This window comes from Actinoplanes sp. NPDC021490 (genome assembly GCF_055562135.1).
The window spans coordinates 151231-173050 of sequence record NZ_JBVHFW010000002.1 but is presented as its reverse complement, the minus strand read 5'-3'; the positions used below and the strand labels follow the sequence as shown (position 1 = coordinate 173050).

17 protein-coding genes are annotated in these 21820 nt (G+C 72.6%); 6 read left to right on the top strand and 11 right to left on the bottom strand.

Going from position 1 to position 21820, the window contains the following annotated elements; genetic code table 11:
• Window positions 1–2 precede the first annotated feature (2 nt).
• Window positions 3–2249 carry a putative bifunctional diguanylate cyclase/phosphodiesterase gene (locus tag ACZ3I4_RS05280; protein ID WP_465380602.1) on the bottom strand — a complete coding sequence of 749 codons (2247 nt, stop codon included), beginning with the start codon at window positions 2247–2249 and terminating at the stop codon, window positions 3–5.
• A 179-nt stretch (window positions 2250–2428) separates the two neighbouring features.
• Between ACZ3I4_RS05280 and ACZ3I4_RS05275 the strand changes: the two genes are divergently transcribed.
• A complete protein-coding gene (locus ACZ3I4_RS05275; protein WP_465380601.1) occupies window positions 2429–4021 on the top strand; it encodes an MFS transporter in 1593 nt (530 codons plus the stop codon).
• A gap of 22 nt (window positions 4022–4043) precedes the next feature.
• Window positions 4044–4649: a TetR/AcrR family transcriptional regulator gene (locus ACZ3I4_RS05270; RefSeq protein ID WP_465380600.1), complete on the top strand. Its 606-nt coding sequence runs from the start codon at window positions 4044–4046 to the stop codon at window positions 4647–4649.
• 232 nt (window positions 4650–4881) lie between these two features.
• Here the strand turns inward: ACZ3I4_RS05270 and ACZ3I4_RS05265 are convergent, their stop codons facing one another.
• Window positions 4882–5289 (bottom strand): hypothetical protein, encoded by a 408-nt coding sequence (locus ACZ3I4_RS05265; RefSeq protein WP_465380599.1) that lies wholly within the window; start codon window positions 5287–5289, stop codon window positions 4882–4884.
• A 158-nt stretch (window positions 5290–5447) separates the two neighbouring features.
• Here ACZ3I4_RS05265 and ACZ3I4_RS05260 point away from each other — a divergent pair, with 158 nt between their 5' ends.
• The 4 genes from ACZ3I4_RS05260 to ACZ3I4_RS05245 all read left to right on the top strand — a co-directional run bounded on the left by ACZ3I4_RS05260 (window position 5448) and on the right by ACZ3I4_RS05245 (window position 11626).
• Window positions 5448–6761: a caspase family protein gene (locus tag ACZ3I4_RS05260; protein WP_465380598.1), complete on the top strand. Its 1314-nt coding sequence runs from the start codon at window positions 5448–5450 to the stop codon at window positions 6759–6761.
• The gene (locus ACZ3I4_RS05255) at window positions 6758–9478 is read left to right on the top strand and encodes a trypsin-like peptidase domain-containing protein (RefSeq protein ID WP_465380597.1); all 2721 of its coding nucleotides are present in this window, start codon (window positions 6758–6760) and stop codon (window positions 9476–9478) included. Before ACZ3I4_RS05260 ends, ACZ3I4_RS05255 begins: the two co-directional genes overlap by 4 nt.
• Window positions 9479–9539: 61 nt before the next feature.
• Window positions 9540–10970: a hypothetical protein gene (locus tag ACZ3I4_RS05250; RefSeq protein WP_465380596.1), complete on the top strand. Its 1431-nt coding sequence runs from the start codon at window positions 9540–9542 to the stop codon at window positions 10968–10970.
• 128 nt (window positions 10971–11098) lie between these two features.
• On the top strand, window positions 11099–11626 hold the full coding sequence (locus ACZ3I4_RS05245; RefSeq protein ID WP_465380595.1) for an AAA family ATPase: 528 nt from the start codon (window positions 11099–11101) through the stop codon (window positions 11624–11626).
• Between the two features lie 10 nt (window positions 11627–11636).
• On the opposite strand, the gene ACZ3I4_RS05240 is transcribed toward ACZ3I4_RS05245, so the two are convergent.
• From ACZ3I4_RS05240 to ACZ3I4_RS05200, 9 genes are all read right to left on the bottom strand, one after another.
• Window positions 11637–12341 carry a class I SAM-dependent methyltransferase gene (locus tag ACZ3I4_RS05240; protein WP_465380594.1) on the bottom strand — a complete coding sequence of 235 codons (705 nt, stop codon included), beginning with the start codon at window positions 12339–12341 and terminating at the stop codon, window positions 11637–11639.
• Window positions 12334–12654, bottom strand: coding sequence for a winged helix-turn-helix domain-containing protein (locus tag ACZ3I4_RS05235; RefSeq protein ID WP_465380593.1), 321 nt, complete (start codon window positions 12652–12654; stop codon window positions 12334–12336). Before ACZ3I4_RS05235 ends, ACZ3I4_RS05240 begins: the two co-directional genes overlap by 8 nt.
• Window positions 12651–13070 carry a hypothetical protein gene (locus ACZ3I4_RS05230; RefSeq protein WP_465380592.1) on the bottom strand — a complete coding sequence of 140 codons (420 nt, stop codon included), beginning with the start codon at window positions 13068–13070 and terminating at the stop codon, window positions 12651–12653. Before ACZ3I4_RS05230 ends, ACZ3I4_RS05235 begins: the two co-directional genes overlap by 4 nt.
• 181 nt (window positions 13071–13251) lie before the next feature.
• Complete coding sequence (locus ACZ3I4_RS05225) at window positions 13252–14412, bottom strand: ROK family protein (protein ID WP_465380591.1); 1161 nt, start codon at window positions 14410–14412, stop codon at window positions 13252–13254.
• A gap of 46 nt (window positions 14413–14458) precedes the next feature.
• On the bottom strand, window positions 14459–16864 hold the full coding sequence (locus ACZ3I4_RS05220) for a glycogen/starch/alpha-glucan phosphorylase (protein WP_465380590.1): 2406 nt from the start codon (window positions 16862–16864) through the stop codon (window positions 14459–14461).
• A 108-nt stretch (window positions 16865–16972) separates the two neighbouring features.
• A complete protein-coding gene (locus ACZ3I4_RS05215) occupies window positions 16973–17686 on the bottom strand; it encodes an anti-sigma factor family protein (RefSeq protein WP_465380589.1) in 714 nt (237 codons plus the stop codon).
• Window positions 17683–18639: a DUF1996 domain-containing protein gene (locus ACZ3I4_RS05210; RefSeq protein WP_465380588.1), complete on the bottom strand. Its 957-nt coding sequence runs from the start codon at window positions 18637–18639 to the stop codon at window positions 17683–17685. The genes ACZ3I4_RS05215 and ACZ3I4_RS05210 overlap by 4 nt, the downstream gene beginning before the upstream one ends.
• A 13-nt stretch (window positions 18640–18652) precedes the next feature.
• The gene (locus tag ACZ3I4_RS05205; protein ID WP_465380587.1) at window positions 18653–20032 is read right to left on the bottom strand and encodes an alpha/beta hydrolase; all 1380 of its coding nucleotides are present in this window, start codon (window positions 20030–20032) and stop codon (window positions 18653–18655) included.
• A gap of 110 nt (window positions 20033–20142) precedes the next feature.
• Window positions 20143–21753: a glycoside hydrolase family 13 protein gene (locus tag ACZ3I4_RS05200; protein WP_465380586.1), complete on the bottom strand. Its 1611-nt coding sequence runs from the start codon at window positions 21751–21753 to the stop codon at window positions 20143–20145.
• Between the last annotated feature and the right edge of the window lie 67 nt (window positions 21754–21820).

The following is a 21820-nucleotide window of genomic DNA, read 5'->3' as shown; positions in this document are numbered from 1 at the left end:
CCTCACGCGTCCTGCGCCTCCAGGGCCGGCCGCAATGTCGCGCCGAACTCGGCCGCCGGCATCGGCTTGCCGAACAGGTAGCCCTGGCAGGACGGGCAGTCCAGACCGCGCAGGGCGTCCCAGTCGGCCGGGTCCTCGACGCCCTCGGCCACCACCGACATGTTGAGCGAGCGGGCCAGCCAGAGCACGGCCTCGATGATCGAGGCCTTGCGGGGGTCGGCCGACAGCCCGGCCACGAACGAGCGGTCGAGCTTGACCACGTCCGCCGGCACCGACTGCAGCCAGGTCAGCGAGCTGTACCCGGTGCCGAAGTCGTCCAGGGCGATCCGGGCCCCCAGCGCCTTGATCATCTCGAGGCGCTCGCGGACGTCGACCGAGAAACCGAGCAGGGCGGTCTCGGTGATCTCGATGACCAGCCGTGACGGGTCCAGCTGCGGGTGGGCCGCCAGCAGGTTGGCCAGCATCGGCACGAAGTCGGCCTCGGCCAGCTGCCGCGGGCTGACGTTCACCGACACGTAGCCGAGCTGGTCGCCCCACGCGAGCAGCTGGCGGACGGCCAGGCGCAGCACGTGCTCGCCGAGCGGCACGATCAGCCCGGTCTCCTCGGCGACCGGGATGAAGTGACCGGGGGCGAGGATCTGTCCCGAGGACACGCGCATCCGCACCAGCGCCTCGGCGCCGGTGATCTCGCCGGTGGCGGCCGAGACGATCGGCTGGAACCAGATGGGCAGCGTCTCCTCCAGGTCGCCGGCCAGGGCCTCGCGCAGGCGGGCCTCGGCGGTCAGGCGCTCGCGCACCTTGACCCGCAGGTCGTCGCTGAAGATGTGCAGCCGGTTGCCGCCGGCCCGCTTGGCCGCGTACATCGCGGTGTCCGCGGCCAGCACGGTCTCGTCGGCCTGCCCGGCGCCGCGCCCGGTGGCCAGCCCGACGCTCAGCGCGACCTGCAGGTGACCGTCGCCCAGCAGCAGCGGCTCGGAGAACGCGGCCAGCATGCCGTAGCCGGTCTGGGCGCCGATCTCGGGCGCGGCGGCCAGCGCGACCACGAACTCGTCGCCGCCGAGCCGGGCCACGAGCGAAGCGGCCGGCACCGAGTCGCGCAGGCGGGCGGCCAGCGCGCGCAGCAGCTCGTCGCCGGCCGCGTGCCCCTGCCCGTCGTTGATCGACTTGAAGCGGTCGACGTCGAGGTAGAGGACGTTGACCGGCTCGCCGGTGGCCAGCAGCTCGGCCAGGTCGTGCTCGAAGGCCGAGCGGGAGAGCAGGCCGGTGAGCGCGTCGTGGCGCACCTGGTTCTGCAGCTCCTCCTGGTGACGGCGGCTCTCGGTGACGTCGAGACAGTGCACGAAGATCAGGCGCAGCGCGCCCGTCTTGTCGTACACGCTGGTGCCGTGAATCTCGATCCACAGGTTCTCGCCGTCGGTCTTGCGGCGGTAGTTGCGCAGGTGTGTCGCGGAGCCTTTCTCCGCGACCAGCTGGTCCATCATCCGGGCCGCGTCCTCGTCGACCGGCTCGATCGGCAGGTCGGACACGTGATAGCCGGCCGGCAGCTCGTCGGGCAGGCGCAGCCAGGTCCGGTAGGCCGAGTTCGTCCGCAGGATCCGGCCGTCCGGCGACAGCATGGCCATCGGCACGGGCGTCTCGTCGAAGGCCACGCTGAGCTGGGCCTGGCTCTCGTCCAGGTTCTCCTGCGCACGCAGCTCCTCGGCCTCGCTGAGCCGCCACGCGATCAGCTGGAAGGCGGCCGCGAACAGCACCGCGACGCCGTGCACCAGCGCCCAGAACAGCGGGTGGGTGTGCCCGGCCTCGTGCCCGTAGGTCAGGTCGGGGTCGACCAGCCCGAAGATCGCGTGGTGGGCCGTGGTGGCCATGAGGAAGACACCGAACGGCGCCCAGTCCCGATAGAGGGCGAGCGCGCCGACGACGATGAAGAAGGTGAAGTGGGCCTCGGTCGTGCCCTGGCACATCGCGACGAACGCGGTGCAGGCCGAGACGAAGCCGAAGGACACGAAGATCGACGGAAGCCGCCGGCCGGGGAGCCGGGCCGCCGCGAAGATGCACGCGATGATCACCAGGAGCATCCAGGTGGCCACGCCGCCGTTCAGCGCGTCCCGGAAGCGGCCGAAGACGATCAGCGCCGCCAGGGCGGCGGCCAGCAGCCGGGTGAGCAGAAGATGCCGCCCGGACCAGTCCTCGTCCCGCAATCCGCCTCCGGTCGGCAGCCAGCGTGACAGCCCGTGCGTCCCAGTCACCATGCGCTCAATGTCGGCCGCCGGGGCCGCCGGTCGCGGGAACGGCCGGGAGCAGGCGGGTTGCGTTCCGCGAGTGACCGGCGGCACATTCCGATACGGAGACGTTCCGTTTCATTTCCGGAGGGTCTAACGTGCTCTTCGGATACGGAACAGTTCCGTTTCGAAATATGGGGGAACGCCAGATGGACGCAAGCACAACGACCGCTCCCGCCGGTCACCCCCGGCGGTGGGCCATCCTTGGCGTGCTGGTCATCAGCCTGCTGGTGGTCGTGCTCGACAACACGATCCTGAACGTCGCTCTGCGCACGATCGCCGACCCGGAGCACGGTCTCGGGGCCACGCAGAGCGAACTCGAATGGGCGATCAACTCGTACACCCTGGTCTTCGCCGGTCTGCTGTTCACCGCCGGCATCCTGGCCGACCGGCTCGGCCGCCGGATCACGCTGGTGACCGGCCTCGCGATCTTCGCGTTGGCCTCGCTGATCTCCAGCTACGCCGACACGGCCAACCAGCTGATCGCGGCCCGCGCGCTGATGGGTCTGGGCGCCGCCGCCGTCATGCCGGCCACCCTGTCGATCATCGCCAACGTCTTCACCCCGCAGGAGCGCCCGCGCGCCATCGGCATCTGGGCCGGCGCCGTCGGTCTCGGCGTGGCCATCGGCCCGATCGTCGGCGGCCTGCTGCTCGAGCACTTCTGGTGGGGCTCGGTCTTCCTGATCAACGTGCCGATCGCCGTCGCCGGGGTGTTCCTCGTGAGCTTCCTCGTGCCCGAGTCCCGCGATCCGCGGCCCAACCGGATCGACATCCCGGGCGTCCTGCTCTCGATCGTCGGTCTCACCCTTCTCACGTACGGCGTGATCGAAGGCGGCGAGGCCGGGTTCGGCGACCCCAGGTCGTGGGGCACGCTGGCCGGCGCCGTGGTCGTCCTGACCGTGTTCGTGATCTGGGAGCTGCGCACCAAGTTCCCGTCGCTGGACGTGCGCCTGTTCCGCAACCGCACGTTCTCGGCCTCGACCGGCGTGATCGGCCTGGTTTTCTTCGCCGCGATGGGCGCGATGTTCTTCGGCGCGTTCTACCTGCAGCTGGTCCGCGACTACGGCCCGCTCGCGTCCGGCGCGCTGTTCGTCCCGTTCGCGGTCGCCCAGATGGTGTTCGCCCCGCGCAGCGCCGCGATGGTCAAGCGGTTCGGCCCCAAGGCGGTCAGCACGGTCGGCCTGCTCCTGGTCGCGGCCGGCCTGTCGATCTGGATCTTCATCGGTCAGGACACCCCGATCTGGGTGGTCGGCGCCGCGTTCTTCGTGATGGGCGTCGGCATGGCCAACGTGATGCCGCCCGCCACCGAGTCGATCATGGCAGCGCTGCCCCGCGAGAAGGCGGGTGTCGGCTCGGCCGTCAGCAACACGATCCGTCAGCTCGGCGGCGCGCTCGGCGTCGCGGTGCTGGGCGCCGTGCTCTCGTCGGTCTACCGCAACAACCTCGGTGACGCGACCGACGGCCTGCCCGCCGGGGCGGCCGACGCGGCCCGGGAGTCGATCTCCGGGGCGTACGGGATCGCGGAGCAGGCCGGTGCGGCCGCCCCCGCTCTGATCTCGCAGGCCAACAGCGCCTTCCTCGACGCCATGCACTACGCGTCGATCGGCTCGGCCGTCTTCGCCGTGCTCGGCGCCGTGGTCGCGCTGCTCTGGCTGCCCGGCAAGCGCCCCGCCTCCGCTCCCGCGCCGACCTCTGCCGAGGGCCTGGCCGAGGAGCAGGGCGTGGAGCTGGTCGAGGCGTGACGCGTCGGTAACAATGAACCCCATGACCAGTGCCTCGTTGACCGGCCAGGAGCGTAAGGCTCCTGGCCGGCCACGCAACGCCCAGGCCGACGAGGCGATTCTGCGCGCCGTGCTCGAACTGCTCAGTGAGGGCCAGACGGTGGCCGCCATCTCGATCGAGGCGGTCGCCGCGCGGGCCGGGGTCGGCAAGGCGACGATCTATCGCCGCTGGCCCAACAAGGAGGCTCTGGTCATCGACGCCGTCGCGGCGATGAAGGGCCCGCTGCCGGCGCTGGCCGGCGAGTCCGTCCGCGACGACCTGATCACGCTGATCAGGGCCAACCGCAGTGGCCACCAGCGCGGCTTCGGCAAGGTCACCGCCTGTCTGCTGCCCGAGCTGGTGCGCGACGACTCGATCCTGGAGATGTACCGGGCTGTCGTCGAGCCCCGGCGCGAACTGATGCGCTCGGTGCTGCGGCGCGGCATCGGGACCGGGGAACTGCGCGACGATCTCGACATCGAGCTCACCCTGCTGATGCTGACCGGCCCGTCGATGATGCACGGGTTGTTCCAGTGGGAGCCCCGGGTGCCCGACGAGGGCTTCGTCGAGAAGCTGGTCGACGGCGTGCTGCGCGGCGCGGCCGCTTAAGGCCCGTTACGGGGCAAAAAGAGAACCGGGCGTGGGCCTCGAAGGCAGCCACGCCCGGTACTCGCCGTCCGGAACCGTGTCGCTCACGCCCCCGTGCGGGAACGACCCCCCGTTATCGGATCCGTCCGGCACCAACTACTTTGCGGCACATCCGGCCCCCGTATGCGGAATCCGAACGAATCCGGATGTCTGATTCGCACCCCATACTTTCAGCGGAAAAGGTCCGGTCCGTTCAGGGGAAAAGGTGCCGCGCCACGGCCGCGTGCCGGGCCGCGACGGAATCCGCACCGGCACCGAGAGACTCCAGCCCCGGCGTTCCGGCCCCCGGGTCGTCGGCCTTGACGACAGCCGCGAGCGCCTTGCCCTTCTCGGCCGCACCGGCGTTCTCCTTGGCCGAGGCCTCGGCCTTCTCGGCCCGCTCCCGTTGAATGCTCGAGCCGAAAATGGCGCCCGCCGCCCCGAACGCGATCGCCTCGATCGACGCGAACAACCACGCCATCCGCGTCCAGGTCTGCTCGGAGGCATCGCGCTCGACGATCAGGAACACGACGAACAACGCGAACGCCATCAGAACGGCGATCGCGACCACCAGGGTCGTGCCGGACACTCGGGCCGGGAGCGGTGTCGGGGTCGGGGTCAACGGGATCACTCTCCTTCAAGTAGAACCGCAGTTTGTCGCCCGCCCGGCCGGGTGACGGGGGTAGGTCGAGATCCCGACACAAGCCTCCGGCGGCCGCCACCCGGCGCGCAGACTGGCCTTTCCGCGGGTCCGGGTGACCCGCGCGGGAGGTGACAGCGATGCCTCTGCTGACTCCGGGAAACCGCCCGTCCAGCCAGCCCTGGTTGATCTACGAGGACCCGGCGGTCGCCGGCCGTCCGGCCATGCACGTGCTGATCGCGGGCGTGAGCGCCTACCCGAACCTGCCCGCCCGCGACCAACCGGCGACCGAGGCCGGACTGGGCATGCGGCAGCTCTCCTCGACCGGGCTCTCGGCCTATCTGATGCTCGACTGGCTCCTGCGGGCCGCCGCCGAGAACCGTCTCGCCCTGCCGCTGGGCTCGGTCCGCCTGCTGCTCTCGCCGCAGGGCGCCGAGGCCGCCGCCACCGAGCAGCCCGGCCGGTCGTTCGCGGCCCCGCCGATCGACGAGCTGCAGGCGCCGTGCTGCACCGTGACGAACTTCGTGCGGGCGGCCGCCGGCTGGCGGGACAGCGCCAAACACCACCGCGACGGCGCGACCATGTTCTATTTCGCCGGCCACGGCATCCAGCGCACCCGCGGCGACCAGCTGATGCTGATGGACAGCTTCGGCGACGGCGGGGTGCTCGCGCTCAACGCGGTCGACCTGGCCTCGCTGCGCAACGGCATGGCCCCGTACGCCGATCAGGCCGGCGGCGGCCGATCCGCGTCGGCCCGGCCGGAGATCGCCCGTACGCAGTTCTACTTCGTCGACGCGTGCCGCAACACGCCCTCGCGCATGCTCTCGTTCGAGGATCTGCGGGCCATGCCGGCCTTCGACGGCGAACGCAGCGACCTGCTCGACGACCGCCGCGCGCCGGTCTTCTACGCCTCCATCCCGTCCGGCGAGGCCCAGGCCGTGCCCGGCCAGCAGACGCTGTTCAGCATCGCGCTGCTGCGCTGCCTGTCCGGCGACGCCGCCGAGCCCCCCGACCGTGGTGCGGCCGGCCGCCGGGCGACCGACTGGCACGTCACGTCGTTCTCGCTCAGCAAGGGGATGGCCCTGCGCATGGACGAGGTGAACCGGGCGTACGGGGGAAAGCAGGCGGTCATCTTCGACGGCTTCACCGAGAACGCGGTGCTGTGCTATCTCGCGGAGTGCCCGCAGGTGCCGTTCGAACTGCTCGTCGAGCCCGGCCACGCCGCGGCCTCGACCCGGATCCGGGTGCGCGACATCCGCGACTCCGGCGCCGGCCGCGAGATCCCGGCGGCCGGGGCCCGGTTCAGCGTGCCGGCGCCGTCGCTGCGCGCGGGCTACTACCACTTCTCCGCGGTGGTCGACCCGCCCACCGCGGGCCTGCAGGACAGCCCGGCCGAGCCGTTCCTCGTCGAGCCGCTCCGGCCACGGATGTGGACAGCGAGGATGACGCCATGACCAGGCCGGAGACGACGGGGGAGCTGCGGATCGAGACCCGGTTCCACAGCGACGAACTGAACCGGCTGGCGGTGCCGGTCGAGGTGCGCGGGGCCGACCTGTCGCTGGTCGCGCAGACCGTGAGCGGTCAGACCGTCGGCGGGCTCCCGCGCGGGGCGACGTACGTGGTCAGCGCGCAGATGCCCGGCGGCCACCTGCTCACCAGCGAGGTCCGCATCCCCGAGACGAGCGACCAGCCGGAGGTCGCGGTGCTCGCACCACCCCGGGCCGCCTCGCCGTCCGACGCCGGCGACGAGATCTCGCTCTACATCGGCAACCCCGGCCGCACCCTGCTGCCGGGACCGCCGCCGCCGGCCACACCCTGGCACGGGCCGGCCGCCTCGGTCGTCGACACCGCGGGGCCCGTCGTCCTCGAGTCGCTCGGCGCCCCCGCGGCGCCCGCCGACTCCGATGTCGCCGTCGACGACCTGCTCGGCGAATACTTCGGGTTCGGCATGCCCGGGTCCGACGTCACGGTCCTGCGGCCGCCGCTGGCGCCCCGGCCCGAACCCGGGCCCGCGCCGGACGCCCGCGCGCTGGTGCACGTCCGGCTGTTCCGCGGCAACGCGCTGACCTCGGCCGCCGAGCCCCAGCCGGTCGGCCCGCTGGTCGTCTCGGCCCGCCATCCGGGCTCGCTGCGGATCAGCGTGCCCGGCTCCGACCGGCCCAGCTTCCTGCAGGCGCTGCAGGCCGGGCACCCCGCCCTCAACGTGGCTCTGCCGATCTCGGCGGGCCACGGGTGCGAGGTGGTGCTGTCCGTGGTCGGCGAGGGCGACGAGGCCGGCGGGTCCCGCAACGGCGTCTCGCTGGACGTGCACATGGCCGACATGGAGGCCGACGCGCTGCTGCGCTACCGGGCTCTCGGCCTGACCTCCGAGGCCGCGACCAGCCTGTCCGCCCAGGACGCGGCGAGCGTGCCGGCCGACCCGGTGGCCGCGGCGGTCAAGGCGTACGCGCTGCTGCGGCTCAACCGGGTGACCGACCTCGACCAGTACACCCTCACCCTGCAGGACGACTTCGGCTGGCTGCCCGACGGCGCCGCCCTGCGCGGCGAGTACCTGGCCCGGCAGTGCCGCCACGACGAGGCCATCGACGCGTTCCTGCGCATGGTCGACCGCGGGCTGCCGCTCTACAACGAAGGCCTGAGCGTCGCCATCGACCGCCTCACGCTCTATCTGAACAGCGCCGAAGCGGGCACGCGGTCGGAACGGATCCGCGCGGTCCTGGCCCTGCTGCAGCGCTTCGCGGCGGTCACCGACTTCCGCAAGATGCTGCTGCGCTTCACCGGGTCGACGCCGTGCGCCCCCGGCGCCGACCCGGTGCGGACACCGCCGCCCGGCGAGGGCGACCCGACCCGCCTGGTCGTCGCGTTCCCGCTCTCCGAACCCGTCCCGGCCCCGGAACCCGTCACCGGATCGGAGAACGCCGTGGATCAGCTCACGAGCACGCCGGCCACCGAGCTGCGCTACGCCGCCCGGACCGCCGAGCGGGAAGAGACGCGCGAGCGGATCACCCGGGTCCGGGCCGGCGACCTGAAGATCACCGAGGTCGACGACCCCAGCCGGGTGGCGCTGCGCTCCCAGCGGGTGATGCAGCAGCCCCTCGTACGGGAATCTCTGGCCGGGGTTCTCGGGCGGCCGCTCGAATCGCTGGGCAGCGTCGAGCACGACATCGTGCTGGAACGGGTCCTCGGCGGCGACAACCTGCTCGGCGTGGCCTTCCTGGAGCTGGGAAGCGTGGTGGCGCGCACCGTCGGACGGGTGCACATCCGCGACCGGGTGCAGGGCCGCGGCTTCGGCACCGGGTTCCTGATCTCGCCCCGCGTGCTGCTGACCAACAACCACGTGCTGCCCTCGGCCGACGTGGCCGCCACCTCGCGGGTCGAGTTCCACTTCGAGAACGGCCTGGACGGGCGGCTGCGGACCACGCAGACGTTCGGCCTGATGCCCGAGGCGTTGTTCCTGACCAACCGCGAGCTGGACTTCAGCGTCGTCGCGGTGCAGGAGCAGTCGGCCGGCCCGGCGCCCGAGCCGCTGGCCCGGCTCGGATTCAACCGGATCAGCCGCGACCAGGGCAAGATCCTGCTGGGCGAGTGCATCAACATCGTCCAGCACCCCGACGGCGGGCCCAAGCAGTTGGCCCTGCAGCAGAACGAGCTGATCGACCGCCTCGACGACTTCCTGCACTACCGCACCGACACCGCGCCCGGCTCGTCCGGTTCGCCGCTCTACAACAACCAGTGGGAGGTCGTCGGGCTGCACCACTCGGGCGTGCCGCGGCGCGACGGCGAGGGTCGCATCCTCACCACCGACGGCGCGGTGTGGACCGAGGGCATGGGGGAGACGCGCATCGACTGGATCGCCAACGAGGGCGCCCGCATCAGCAGCATCATCGCCTGGCTGGAGGCCTCGTCGGCGACCGTGCCGGACGGCCCGCAGCGACTCCTGCACGACGTGCTGAGCCCGCCGGCCGCGGTGGTCGTGCCTTCCTCCCCGGAGGCTTCGGCCCCCTCGTCGCGGGCTTCGGCTTCCTCCTCGGTCTCGTCCGCGGTCTCCTCCTCCGTCTCCTCCTCGGTCTCCTCTTCGGATCACGAGGTCACGGTGTCGGTGCCGCTGCATGTCACGGTTCGCATCGGCCGGGTGTCCCAAGGTGCGGTCGCTGTCGATCCGCCGACATAAGCTCGGGCCGGAACCGACTACCGTCGATCGTCCCGACGTCCCGAACCCCGCGGGAGCCGCCGTGTCGCAGTTCGCCGTGCTGCCCGACCCCGGCCAGGCCCAGACCCTGGACGAGGTCGCCGGTTGCCTGCGCCTGCTCAAGACCTGGGCCGGCAACCCGTCGTACGAGACCATCGCCGCCCGGGTCAACGCCAAGCGCCCGGCCGGCGAGCAGGTCGGCAAGACCACGGTCGTCGACTGTTTCCGCGCGGGCCGCCGCCGGCTCGACCCCGACCTGGTCGTCGCGGTCGTCGAGGCGTTGCACGACGACGTCGGCTACACCACCCAGTGGCGGCAGGCGCTGCGGGTGGTCAGCGGCGAGACCCGTCCCGACGCTCAGGTGCGGGTGCTCAACTCGCTGCCGCCCGACCCGCCGGGCCACATCGGCCGGGCCCCGGTCGTGCCGGCCGCGGTCACGGTGCTGTCCGGCATGGCCGGCGCGGGCAAGACCCGGCTGGCCGTGCACCTGGCCCACGAGCTGGCGGCGACCGGCCCGTTCGACCGGGTGCTCGTGGTCAACCTGCGCGGCTGCCACCCCGACCAGCCGCCGGTCGAGCCGGGCGCGGTCCTCGACGGGTTCCTGCGGCTGCTCGGCATGGCCGGCCAGCAGGTGCCGCACGACCTGGCCGCGCGGACCACGGCGTTCCGGTCGCGGCTGGCCGGCGCGCGCACGCTGATCCTGCTCGACGACGCGGCCGACGAGGATCAGGTCCGCCCGCTGCTGCCCGAGGCCCCCGGCAGCGTCACCCTCATCACCAGCCGCCGCCGCCTCGACCGGCTCATCGACGCGCTGCACGTGCCGGTCGGCGTCTTCACCCCGGCCCAGGCTCGCGCCTATCTGCGGGCCGCGGTGCCCGAGATCCCGGCCGGCCCCGACCCGGCCGCGGTCGACCGCATCGCCGCCACGTGCGGCTACCTGCCCCTGGCGCTGTCGCTGGTGGCCGGGCACATGCGCAACCGGCCCGGCTGGACGCTCACCGACCACGCCGACTGGCTCGCCGAACGCCGCCGCACCGGCCGGCTCGACCCGGGCGTGCAGGCCGCGCTCGACATCTCCTACCGGAACCTGTCGCCGCGGGCCCGCGACCTGCTGCGGCTGCTCGCCCACCACCCCGGCCCGACCTTCGACGCGGACGCCGCCGAGGCCCTCGCCGGCGTCTGCGCGCGGGACGAGCTGCGCGAGCTGGCCCAGCACCACCTCGTGACCCCGGCCGCGCCCGGCCGCTGGGCGATCCACGACCTCGTCCAGGTGTACGCGGCGGGCCGCTCGGCCGACGAGGACAGGCGGGCCGACCGCCGGGCCGCCCTGACCCGCCTGCTCGACCACCTGCTGACCGCCCCCGAGGCCCCGGCCGCCCTGACCGCCGCCGCGACCTTCGCCGCCGCCGAGGGCTGGCCCGCCCACGCCGCCCGCCTGCAGCAGAGAACCTCCGATTCGGCCTGCGAGGCCTGACCGCCCCGCCTCCGGCCGGCCGCGGCACCGGTCTTCCCCGGCCGGCCGCGGCACCGGTCTTCCCCGGCCGGCCGCGGCGCCGCGGAAAATCGGTTTCGGCCGGACGAGGGGCCGTGTTGAATCGCGGCGTGACCGATGTGCTGGTGTTGCATGGTTCGCCCGGGTCGGGCAAGAGCACCCTGGCGCGGGCCCTGTCCGAGACGCTCGCCGTCCAGCGGGTGGCGCACGGCGTCATCGACCTCGACGACTTGAGCATCGTGTACCCGCACCCCGGCCGGCAGTTCCCGCGCGACAACCTGCGCGCCCTCTGGCCCAACTACCGGGCCGCCGCGCCGGGCCTCAAGCTGATCATCCCGACCGTGTTCGCCGACGAGGAGGAGGTCGAGCTGCTGCGGGCGGCCGTGCCCGGCGCGCGTCTGCTCATCTGCGAGACGACCGCCCCCGTCGCCGTGCTCAAACAGCGGGTCACCGAGCGGGAGCCCACCGACGAGTGGCGGGAGCGGCTGCGCGACTACATCGACCTCTACCACTCCCGCTCCGACCACGAGCGCATCCGGCACTTCCAGGTCAGCACGCACCCGGTCACCGTCGAGCAGTCCGTCCGCGAGATCCTCGGCAAGGCGGGCTGGCCGGCCGACGTCGTCCGGGAGGCGTGAACGCGCTCTTCTAGGGCTTGCGGGCGCTCACGAGGTGGGTCGGCAACCACGGGCCCGACCACCACTGCCGCCGGCCCAGGTCGCGCCGGGAGACCGACTGCAGGCCCAGGCCGCGCAGACGCAGCTCGTACTGGCGGGTGTGGTTCAGGTCGGCCAGCAGCAGACGGCCGCCGGGGCGCAGCACGCGTACGGCCTCGGCCACGGCCCGGTCGCGGTCGCCGAACGCCTTGAGGTTGTGCAGGACGATGTTCGAGACGACCAGGTCGAACGACTCCGAGGGGAAGGGCAGCGCGGTGATGTCCGCCGTCTCGACCGTCACCACGCCGGCCACCCCCGCCGCGGCTGCGTTGCGCAGCGTGGCCTCCGGGCCGTTGCCGGACTGGTCGCCCGTCCGCCACAGGTCCACTCCGACCGCCCGGCCCGCCGGCACCCGCATCGCCGCCGTGATCAGCACGGCGCCGCGCCCGCAGCCCAGGTCGAGCACCTCCTCGTCGCCGCGCAGGTCGTCGAGCAGCCGCGCCCAGACGACGAACTTGCCGTAGCGCGAGGCGTAGAACCCCAGGCCGCAGCACGCGCCGATCAGCACGACGCCGATCAGCGGCCAGAAGGTGCGGCTGACGACGGCCTGGACGAGACCGGCGGCCATCAGCAGGGCCGGGACCGCGATCAGGCGCGGCGCGTCGAATCCGTAACTGCCGGGCGGGCGCTCAGACATCGGCTTCGTCCCGGACCGGCATGGTGGCGATCGCGGTCAGAGCGGCCAGATGCTTCCCGTACGCGCTGCGCCCGGCCGCCGTGAGCGAGAGCCACGTCCGCGGCCGCTTCCCGACGTACCCCTTACGCGCCTTCACGTAGCCGGCCTCGCTCAGTAACGTCACCTGCCGCGAGAGCACGGAGTCGCTCACCTCCACGGTGTCGCGGACGAACGCGAACTCGGCTTTGTCGGCGGCGGCGAGACAGGCCACGATGGAGAGCCGGATCGGCGAGTGGATGACCGGGTCGAGCCCGTGCCGGGGATGCCCGGTCATCGGGCCCTCGCCGCGGCCGCGACCATCGGCAGAGCCACCACCGCGCCGGCCGGAACCCAGAACGCCACCCGATCGGCGAACAGCAGATGCCCGATCATCGTCCCGGCCAGCCACAGCGCCGTCCAGGCCGCGGTCGCGCGCAGATAGAGCCGCCGGAACCCGTGCCCGACCACCCGCCGCGGCCGGGCATAACTCAGGACGCTCAGCAGAAACCCGCCCCACACCACACCGGTGACCACCGCCCAGGCCCCGTGCGTCAGGCCCCCGGCCGGGAAGAACACCAGAGTGGCCATCCCGTACGCGGCCAGGGCGCGCCGCACCCACGACGAGTGATCCCGGACCGCCGCCCCGGACTGGTCTATTCCCGCCAGCGCCACGGCCGCCCGGGCCGGGCTCATCTCGTCGTCCCCCGTCATGTCCTCAGGCTACGACTTACTTTCCAACTTGGAAACTACTAAGCACTTCGAAAAGTGTCGTCGCAGCGGCACACCGTCGAGAAGGAGTCAGGCCCGGACCGAACCGGCGGCGCGGCGGGGGCCCGTGGACCGTGCGGCCCCCGGCCGATCGGATCGTTGATCGGCACCGGACCGGCGGACGCTAGCCGATCGGGTCGTTGAGCAGGGCGGCGAAGCCGAGGTCGGCCGCGCCCAGCAGGGTGGCGTCGGCGGCCAGCGCCGAGACCGTCAGCCGGGCCCGCTCTCGCGAGACCGGCATCGCGTGCCGGGCTATGCGGGCCGCCACCTGGGGCGCGGCGGCCGTGTAGACGTCGCGGAGCATGCCGCCGAAGATGACCACGCCGGGGTTGAACAGGTTGATCAGGTTGGCCACGCCGATGCCGAGCCAGTCGCCGATCTCGGCCACGGCCGCGGCCGCCGCCGGGTCGCCCGACCGGGCGTCACGAACCACCGCGCGGATGGCCTCGGCGCCGATCGGGCCCGGGGTGCGGCCGGCCGCGGCCAGCAGGGCGTACTCGCCGGTCTCGGCTTCCAGGCAGCCGTGCGAGCCGCACAGGCACGGGCGGCCGTCGTTCGGGTTGACCAGCATGTGGCCGACCTCGCAGCCGTAGCCGCCGTCGCCGCCCAGGAGCTGACCGCCGACCAGGATGCCGCCGCCCACGCCGACGTCGCCGTGCAGATAGATCAGGTCGGGGATCCCGGCGCCGGCGCCGCGTTCGAACTCGGCCAGCGCGCCCAGGTGGGCCTCGTTGCCGACGGCCACGGGACGGCCGATGTCGAGGGCCTTGGCCAGTTCGGTGCCGAACGCCTGGTCGACCCAGCCCATCTCGGGGCCGTAGCGGACCATGCCGTCATTGGGCCGGATCATGCCGCAGTACGAGGCGCCGACCCCGGCGCAGGTCGAGCCGGGCGGGGCGGTGGCGAGCAGGTCGTGGCCCAGACCGGCCAGCTTGCGGACGACGGTGTCGAGGTCCACGCCCGTACGGGTGCGCGGGGCCGACCGCCGGTCGAGCACCCGGCCGCCCAGCCCGACCCGGGCGGCCGTGAGATGGTCGACCGCCACGTCGAACGCCAGCACGAAGACGTGCGGGGACGGGCGCACCACCAGCGACGGCCGCCCCGCCCCCTGGGTGCCGGCCGGATGCTCCTCGGTGACGAGCCCGGCCGCGACCAGCTCGGCCGTCAGCGCCAGGATCGTGCTCCGGTTGACGGCCATCCGCTCGGCCAGCGCGGCACGCGAGAGTGGCCCGCTCACATGGATGTGGTGGAGCAGGATCCCGAGGCTCGGCCGGTGTCTGTGCATCCCACCGACATCCAACGCGCACGGGCTGCGCTTGCCAAGCCCCCGGTCAGGGAGACACGCGCACCGGCTCGACGTGCCAGATCCGCGACAGATAGTCGGCCACCGTCCGGTCGGCCGAGAAGAACCCGCTGTTCGCGGTGTTCAGGATCGACATGCGGGTCCACTTCTCCTGGTCCTGCCAGGCCGCGGCGACCTCGTCCTGCTTGTCGACGTAGGAGCGGTAGTCGGCCAGCGTCAGGTATTCGTCGCGGTCGAGCAGCGACTGCGCCACCTCCTGGCCCACCCCGCCGAACGCGCCGGACCGGATGGCGTCGAGGGCCGCGCGCAACTCCTCGTCGGAGTCGCTGACGGAACGGGGGCGGTAGTCCGAGGCGCGCAGCGCGGCGGCGGCCGGGGCGTCCAGGCCGAACAGGAAGAAGTTGCCGGCGCCGACCCGGTCGCGGATCTCGACGTTGGCGCCGTCCAGCGTGCCGATCGTCAGCGCGCCGTTGAGGGCGAGCTTCATGTTGCCCGTACCGGAAGCCTCCTTGCCGGCCATCGAGATCTGCTCGCTCAGGTCGGCCGCGGGAATGATCCGCTCGGCCAGCGTCACGTTGTAGTTGGGCGGAAACACCACTCGCAGCAGGCCCGACGCTTTCGGGTCGGCCGCGATCGTCGCCGCCACCGCGTTGATCAGCCGGATGATCGACTTGGCCGCGTAGTAGGCCGGGGCCGCCTTGCCGCCGAACAGCACCGTGCGGGGAACGCCGAAGCGGCCCGGGTCGGTGCGCAGCCGGTGGTACAGCGTGATCACGTGCAGGAGCTTGAGCTGCTGCCGCTTGTACTCGTGGAAACGTTTGATCATCACGTCGAGCATCGCGCCCGGGTCGCCGAGCCCGAGAGCCGCCTTGGCGTGCCGCTTCTCGGCACGCCAGCGCGACCGGAACGACGCGTCGTCGGCCAGCGGGGCCAGGCCGGACAGCAGGGACAGGTCACGCAGCCAGGCGTCGCTGCCGAGCCCCGAGGTGATCAGCTCGGCCAGGCCGGGGTTGGCCAGCCGGACGAAACGCCGCGGGGAGACGCCGTTGGTGACGTTGGTGAACCGGTCCGGCCACAGGGCGGCGAAGTCGGTGAACGTGGTCGAGGTGAGCAGCTGCGAGTGCAGTTCGGCCACGCCGTTGACCGCGAAGGTGCCGGTGACGGCCAGATTGGCCATCCGGACGCGGCGCTGCGGCTCCTCCTGGATCAGCGACATCCGGCGTACGCGGTCGAGGTCGCCGGGAAAACGGGAACGGACCTCGCCGAGCAACGCCTCGTTGATCGTGTAGATGATCTCGAGGTGGCGGGGCAGCAGCCGGCCCAGCATCTCCACCGGCCACGTCTCGAGCGCCTCGGGCAGCAGCGTGTGGCAGGTGTACGCGAACGTCTGCCGCACGATCGACCAGGCCTGGTCCCACTCCAGCCGCTCCTCGTCGACCAGCAGCCGCATCAGCTCGGGAATGGCGAGCGTCGGGTGCGTGTCGTTGAGCTGGATGACCGTCTTGGCCGGGAAGTCGGCCCAGTCGGAATTGCGGAACCGGAAGCGCCGCACGATGTCGCGCAGCGAGCACGACACCAGGAAGTACTGCTGCTTGAGGCGCAGCTCGCGGCCCATGTCGGTGCTGTCGTCGGGATAGAGCACCTTGCTGATGTTCTCGGCGCGCACGGCGTCCTGCACGGCCTCGGCGTACTGCCCGGCCGCGAACCGCCGCAGGTCGAACGACGCCTGCGCCGCACGGGCCCGCCACAGCCGGACGATGTTGACGGTCTCGGTGCCGTAACCCGGGACCAGCAGATGGCTGGGCTCACCGTGCACGACCTCGCCCGGCACCCAGCCCTCGGGGCCGAGGAAGCCGTAGAAGCCGACCGTCTGCCAGTCGTCGGCGGCCGGGAACTCCCACGGGTCGCCCTGGAACGCCCAGTCGTCGGGCCGCTCGACCTGCTCGCCGTGGACGAACTCCTGCTTGAAGATGCCCAGGTCGTAGCGGATGCCGTAGCCGACCGCGGGGATGTCCATGGTGGCCATCGAGTCGAGCAGGCAGGCCGCGAGCCGGCCCAGGCCGCCGTTGCCCAGACCCGGCTCGACGTCGAGCGCGGCCACCTCCGCGGGCGAGAAGCCCAGCGCCTCGAGCGCGGCCGGCGCCAGGTCGGCGGTGCCGCTGTAGAGCAGGTTCTGCTCGAGCTGCGGACCGAGCAGGTATTCCGCGGACAGGTAGTAGACCCAGCGCGGGTTGCTCTCGTAGTGCGCCGCGGCCGTGCGGGCGCGGCGGGCGGCGAGCCGGTCCCGCACGGTCAGGGCGAGCATCTCGTACGCGTCCTGCGCGCTCGCCGATTCGACCGTCGTGCCCCGGCGGTAGTACAGGTTGCTCAGCAGATCCTGTTCGAACTCGGCCGGTGTGCTTCCGAGCGGCCGCAGCCCGTTGCGAAGGTCCATGTTCCGCACCCTGCCCCATAGACGTTTCCAGCAACTTACTGCGCAGCGAACGCCGAGTCCTCGATGTGAGCCGTGCAAACGCCCGGGTTGCCGTCAGGTTGCTGAATGTCAGACGTTGACGCTGGCGAACTGCCGGCCCGCGGTGTTGACCACCCGGACCGAGGCGACATCGGCCGGGTCGATCAGCGCGCTGCCGTTGAGCGTGGTGCCGCCCGCCTCGCCGGCGGGCGAGACGATCCAGCTGCCGGCCTGCACGGTGAACCCGTCGCGGGCCACCACCTCGAGCACGCACTTCTCGCCCGCGGGGATGCCGGCGACCGCCGCCGTGACCCGCACCCAGCCCGTAGCCGGGGCGACCGCCACCGTGATCCGGGCGCCGGTGGTGGCGTCGACCGCGGTGCCCGTACGCGTGCCGGCCACCGACGTGGGCGTCGTGGCGGTCGGCGGGGCCTGCGCGACCGGCGCCGGGGGAGCGGTGGACCGGCCCGCGAAGACGCCGCCTCCGACCGCGGCGAGGACGGCGACCGCGGCCGCGGCCGACATCAGGAACATCCGCCGGCGCCTGGCCCCCGACGACTGGCTGCGCACCTCGCGCAGGGTGCGCTGCAGCAGCAGGTCGCCGCCGTCGGGCGGGCCCTCGAGCAGCATCTCCTCCGGCACGGCTTGCAGCCGCGACGTCCATTCGCGCAGCGACTCGACCTCGGTCCGGCACTCGGCGCAGCCGGCCAGATGCCGGTCGGCCTCGTCGCGCTGCCCGGGCGTGAGCTCGCCGACCAGATAGCCGGCGAGGTCGACGTGGTCGCCGGTCTCGGGGGTGGTCACGACGCCGCCCGCCGGGTGGCCGTCTCGTCGCACGTGAGACCGTTGTTGAGGCAGGTCACGACCCGTTTCATGGCGGCGTCGGGCATGAGGTTGACCAGGAACCCGTGATCGGTGGCGGGGTGGTTGTCCTGTCCGTCGAAAGCGTCGATCTGGTAGCGCGTGCCCGGCGGGACCGCGTACGTCATCGTGATCCTGAGCTGCGGGACCGCGAACGTGCCGGCCGGGCAGCCGCCGCCCTCGGCCGGGAAGACGACCTGCTGACGGTGGCCGGGGCTGTCCAGCTGACGGCCGTCCCAGCAGCTGGGGAAGTCGAAGATCCGTACCACCTGGGCTCCGTCCTCACACGCGGGGTAGCTCATCGTCTGCCGGTCCAGTGTGTCGGAGCAAGTCCACCAGGCCTTGGCCAGCCGCCCGCCGTTGGTGTGCGCGTACGCGTCCCCGACCCCCACCCGCAGCAGCCGCGGCATCGCCAGCACCGGCCCGCGCGGGTTGCCGCGGTAGGTCATCGTCAGCGACACCGGCACCTGGATGGGCCCGCCGTGCTCGTCCCGGCCACCCTCAACGTAGCGCAGCACCGGCCAGAAATACGTCGACGCGTCACCGTTGGTGCAGGTCGTGGGCTTTCCCAGCAGGTTGTCGACGGTCGAGTCGTCCCGCACGCCCAGATTGCCCACGTAGTCGTGCATGTGATGTTGTGGCCCCGGCCGGCCCGGCGTGACCACGATGTTGGCTGTGTTGCGGTGGCCGCCCTCGTTGCGGCCGCAGTTCCACGCGTACGACCCGGTCGAGGCGCCCGGCATGGCCGGGGGAGCGGCCGCGACCGGATCGGCGTCGGCCATGCTGACCGAGTAGGGCCCCAGGTCGGGCCCGCGCAACGCCGGCACCAGGGCGGCGACTGCCACCACGGCGACCAGGGCCCCCTCGAGGGCGACGGCCGCCCGACCCATCGACATGGTTCGACGATACTCAACCCGGGCAGGTCGCCCCGGGCGGCGGCAGGACCAGGTCGATCAGATATCTGTCCACGGCGGCGGTGGTGCAGGGCGTGTTCCCGTACGCCCCGTGCCCCGACCCCTCGTAGGTGACGAGCCGCCCGTGCCGGCCGAGCTGGGCCGCCACATGGGCGGCCCAGACGTAGCCGGTGCGCACGTCGTGCCGCGAGTTGAGCAGCAGCAACGGCGTCCGGGTGTGCACGTCGAGCCGGTGCGGCGGGTTGGCGACCGGCTGCGGCCAGCCCAGGCAGGCCCGGATGGCGAGCAGCCCCCCGCCGTACCGGACATCGGGCGCGGCCCGGCGGGCGTCGCCCACCAATCGCTCGTATGCTGCGAAATCACGCACCGCGGCGGGCCAGTCGGCGCAGAAGACCGACGACACGAGCGGCGGCAGCTTGATCGTCGGCGCGGTGCCGTCGCGCAGGCCGGCGATGTCGTCGGCCAGGCCGGCCCGGTTGGGTGCGGCCAGCCGGGCGATCGGCAGCATCGCGATCTCGAACGCCGTGTACGGCGGGTATTCGCCCCGGTCGGTCCGGCGCAGCACGTCGTTCCAGATGGCGCGGACATCGTGGCCGCGGAGCACGCAGTCGTCGCTCCGCCCGCACCACGCCACGAACTCGTCGAACGCGTCCTGCGCCGCGAGGGCCTGCGTCCGGACGAACTCGCGCACACCGAGGCTGTGGTCGAACACGCTCTCCAGCACGATCGCCCGGACCCGGCCCGGGTAGCGCTCGGCGTACTGCTGGCCGAGCAGGGTGCCGTACGAGCTGCCGTGGAAGGTCAGCTGCCGAAGCCCGAGGGCCTGCCGCAGGGCGTCGAGGTCGCGGACCGCGTTCGCCGTGCCGGCGTGGTCCCAGACCGCGCTCGTGTCCCGGCAGACCGCCCATTTCGCCTGGTTGGAGGCAATGACAGAGTCGAAGTCGGCCTGGCTGGTGAGCAGTCCCGGCCGATCGAGCGAGAGGTCGCACTTCGGCCCGCCGCTGCGGGCGACCCCGCGCGGGTCGAAGCTGACCGTGTCGAAGCGGTCGAGGATCTCGGCGCTGAACCGGTCGCCGGCCAGGATCCGGTCGACGCCGGAGTCACCCGGCCCGCCCGGCCCGAAGACCAGAACCTTCCCGGACGGATGGCGGGCCGTGCGCCGCGCGACCGCCAGCTCGAACGTGGCGCCGTCCGGCCGCGACCAGTCGACCGGTAATCGCAGCGTGCCGCACCGCACGGCGCTGTCCTTGCCGCAGACCGTCCAGGTGATCGGCGGCTGTTGCTGTTTCGGCCCGGCGTGGCTGGGCGGGCCGGCCGCCAGCGCCAGACCGGTGACCAGGGCGACAAGGGACGCGACGACACTGCGGCGACTCATGGCGTCCATCCTGGACAACCGGCGCACCGAGAAGACATCGGTGAGATCCCTGAGCCGACCCCGGTGTGTGCCCGGTCCGCCAGGGGGAGGCGGACCGGGCACCCGGGGGGTCAGACGCGGGTCCAGACGGCGGTGTCCGGGGCCAGCGTCAGCTTGCCGGCGACCGGGCCGCCGACGTCGGGGGCGGAGGCCAGCAGCAGGCGGTGGGCGGGCACCGAGGCCGGCTCGGCGCCCATGTTGATCCAGACCGTGATCGGGTCGGGGTCGCCGTGCCGGGCGACCAGGTCGATCCGGATCAGCTCGCCGGTGCGGGTGACCGAGGCCAGGCCCGAGCCGAGCGGCTCGTAGAGGTCGCGCAGCAGGATCGCCTGCTGGTACATGGTCAGCGTCGACGCGGGGTCGCCCTCCTGCCGGTCGACCGCGTAGCCGGACCAGCCGGCGGGCAGCGGCAGCCACGGGTCGGCGCCGGAGGTGAAGCCCGCGGCGGGGGCGGACGAGTCCCACGGCATGGGGATGCGGCAGCCGTCCCGGCCGGCGCGCTTGCCGCCCGACCGCAAGAAGATCGGGTCGCGGCGGGCCTCGTCGGGCACGGACGCCTCGGGCAGGCCGAGCTCCTCCCCGGCGTACAGGTAGGCCGACCCGGGCAGGGCCAGCATCAGCAACGCGGCCGCGCGGGCCCGGCGCTCGCTGCCGTACCGGGTGACCTGCCGGGCCTTGTCGTGGTTGCCGAGCACCCACGGCGCGGGCGCGCCGACCGCGTCGAACGCGGCGAGCGCCTCGGAGATCGTCTCGGCGAAGGCCCGGGCGTCCCAGTCGCTCTTGAGCAGGCGGAACTGGAAGGCGTGGTGCATCTCGTCCGGGCGGGCGTACAGGCCGACCTGCTCCAGATCGGCCAGCGACACCTCGCCGACCAGCATCTTCTCGCCGGCGTACTCGTCGCAGACGCCCCGCCACCGCCGCCAGATCCCGTGCACCCGGGCCTGGTTGGTGGTCATGGCCTGCTCGGGGCCGTGCCCGAACAGCGTGGGCGAGTAGATGCCCGGGTTGTCGCGATACGCCGGGTCCTTGAACAGCCCGTACGCCACGTCGACCCGGAACCCGTCGACACCCAGGTCGAACCAGAACCGCAACGTCCGGTCGAAGTCGTCCGCCACCGCGGGGTTGTCCCAGTTCAGGTCGGGTTGCTGGGGCGTGAACAGGTGCAGGTACCAGCGGCCGTCCGGCGTCCGCGACCAGGCGGGACCGCCGAACATCGACTGCCAGTTGTTGGGCGGCGAATCCGAAGCGGGACGGAAGTGGTAGCGCGCGGCCTCGGGCGAGGACGGGTCCTCCAGCGCGCGCCGGAACCACTCGTGCTGGTCGCTGGTGTGGTTGGGAACGATGTCGAGCAGCACCCGAAGGCCCAGGTCGTGGGCGTCCGCGACCATCGAGCGGACGTCCTCGACGGTGCCGTAGGCCGGGTCGACCGCCGTGTAGTCGATCACGTCGTAGCCGCCGTCGGCGCCGCCCGACACGTAGTGCGGGGTCACCCAGACCGCGTCCACACCCAGCTCGGCCAGGTAGGGCAGCCGCGACCGGAGACCGGCGAAGTCGCCCACGCCGTCGCCGTTCCCGTCGGCGAACGAGCGCAGGTAGACCTGGTAGATCACCGCGTCACGCCACCATTCGTCGCGCCCGGAGCGCGTGGCCAGGCACATGTCTTCGATCGGCTCAGCTGACATGCCGTACCGATCGGCTGGTTCCCCGGGGGGAGTCAGGGTCGCACCGAACGGCAACTGCTGTGGACCC

Bases quoted from the DNA above. Each gene is read 5' to 3' on its own strand.
- ACZ3I4_RS05235 (WP_465380593.1), bottom strand. From the start codon at position 12,654: ATGACCGGGCATCCCCGGCACGGGCTCGACCCGGTCATCCACTCGCCG.
- ACZ3I4_RS05220 (WP_465380590.1), bottom strand. From the start codon at position 16,864: ATGGACCTTCGCAACGGGCTGCGGCCGCTCGGAAGCACACCGGCCGAG.
- ACZ3I4_RS05200 (WP_465380586.1), bottom strand. From the start codon at position 21,753: ATGTCAGCTGAGCCGATCGAAGACATGTGCCTGGCCACGCGCTCCGGG.
- ACZ3I4_RS05205 (WP_465380587.1), bottom strand. From the start codon at position 20,032: ATGAGTCGCCGCAGTGTCGTCGCGTCCCTTGTCGCCCTGGTCACCGGT.
- ACZ3I4_RS05210 (WP_465380588.1), bottom strand. From the start codon at position 18,639: ATGTCGATGGGTCGGGCGGCCGTCGCCCTCGAGGGGGCCCTGGTCGCC.
- ACZ3I4_RS05280 (WP_465380602.1), bottom strand. From the start codon at position 2,249: ATGGTGACTGGGACGCACGGGCTGTCACGCTGGCTGCCGACCGGAGGC.
- ACZ3I4_RS05225 (WP_465380591.1), bottom strand. From the start codon at position 14,412: ATGCACAGACACCGGCCGAGCCTCGGGATCCTGCTCCACCACATCCAT.
- ACZ3I4_RS05240 (WP_465380594.1), bottom strand. From the start codon at position 12,341: ATGTCTGAGCGCCCGCCCGGCAGTTACGGATTCGACGCGCCGCGCCTG.
- ACZ3I4_RS05255 (WP_465380597.1), top strand. From the start codon at position 6,758: ATGACCAGGCCGGAGACGACGGGGGAGCTGCGGATCGAGACCCGGTTC.
- ACZ3I4_RS05260 (WP_465380598.1), top strand. From the start codon at position 5,448: ATGCCTCTGCTGACTCCGGGAAACCGCCCGTCCAGCCAGCCCTGGTTG.
- ACZ3I4_RS05270 (WP_465380600.1), top strand. From the start codon at position 4,044: ATGACCAGTGCCTCGTTGACCGGCCAGGAGCGTAAGGCTCCTGGCCGG.
- ACZ3I4_RS05275 (WP_465380601.1), top strand. From the start codon at position 2,429: ATGGACGCAAGCACAACGACCGCTCCCGCCGGTCACCCCCGGCGGTGG.
- ACZ3I4_RS05230 (WP_465380592.1), bottom strand. From the start codon at position 13,070: ATGACGGGGGACGACGAGATGAGCCCGGCCCGGGCGGCCGTGGCGCTG.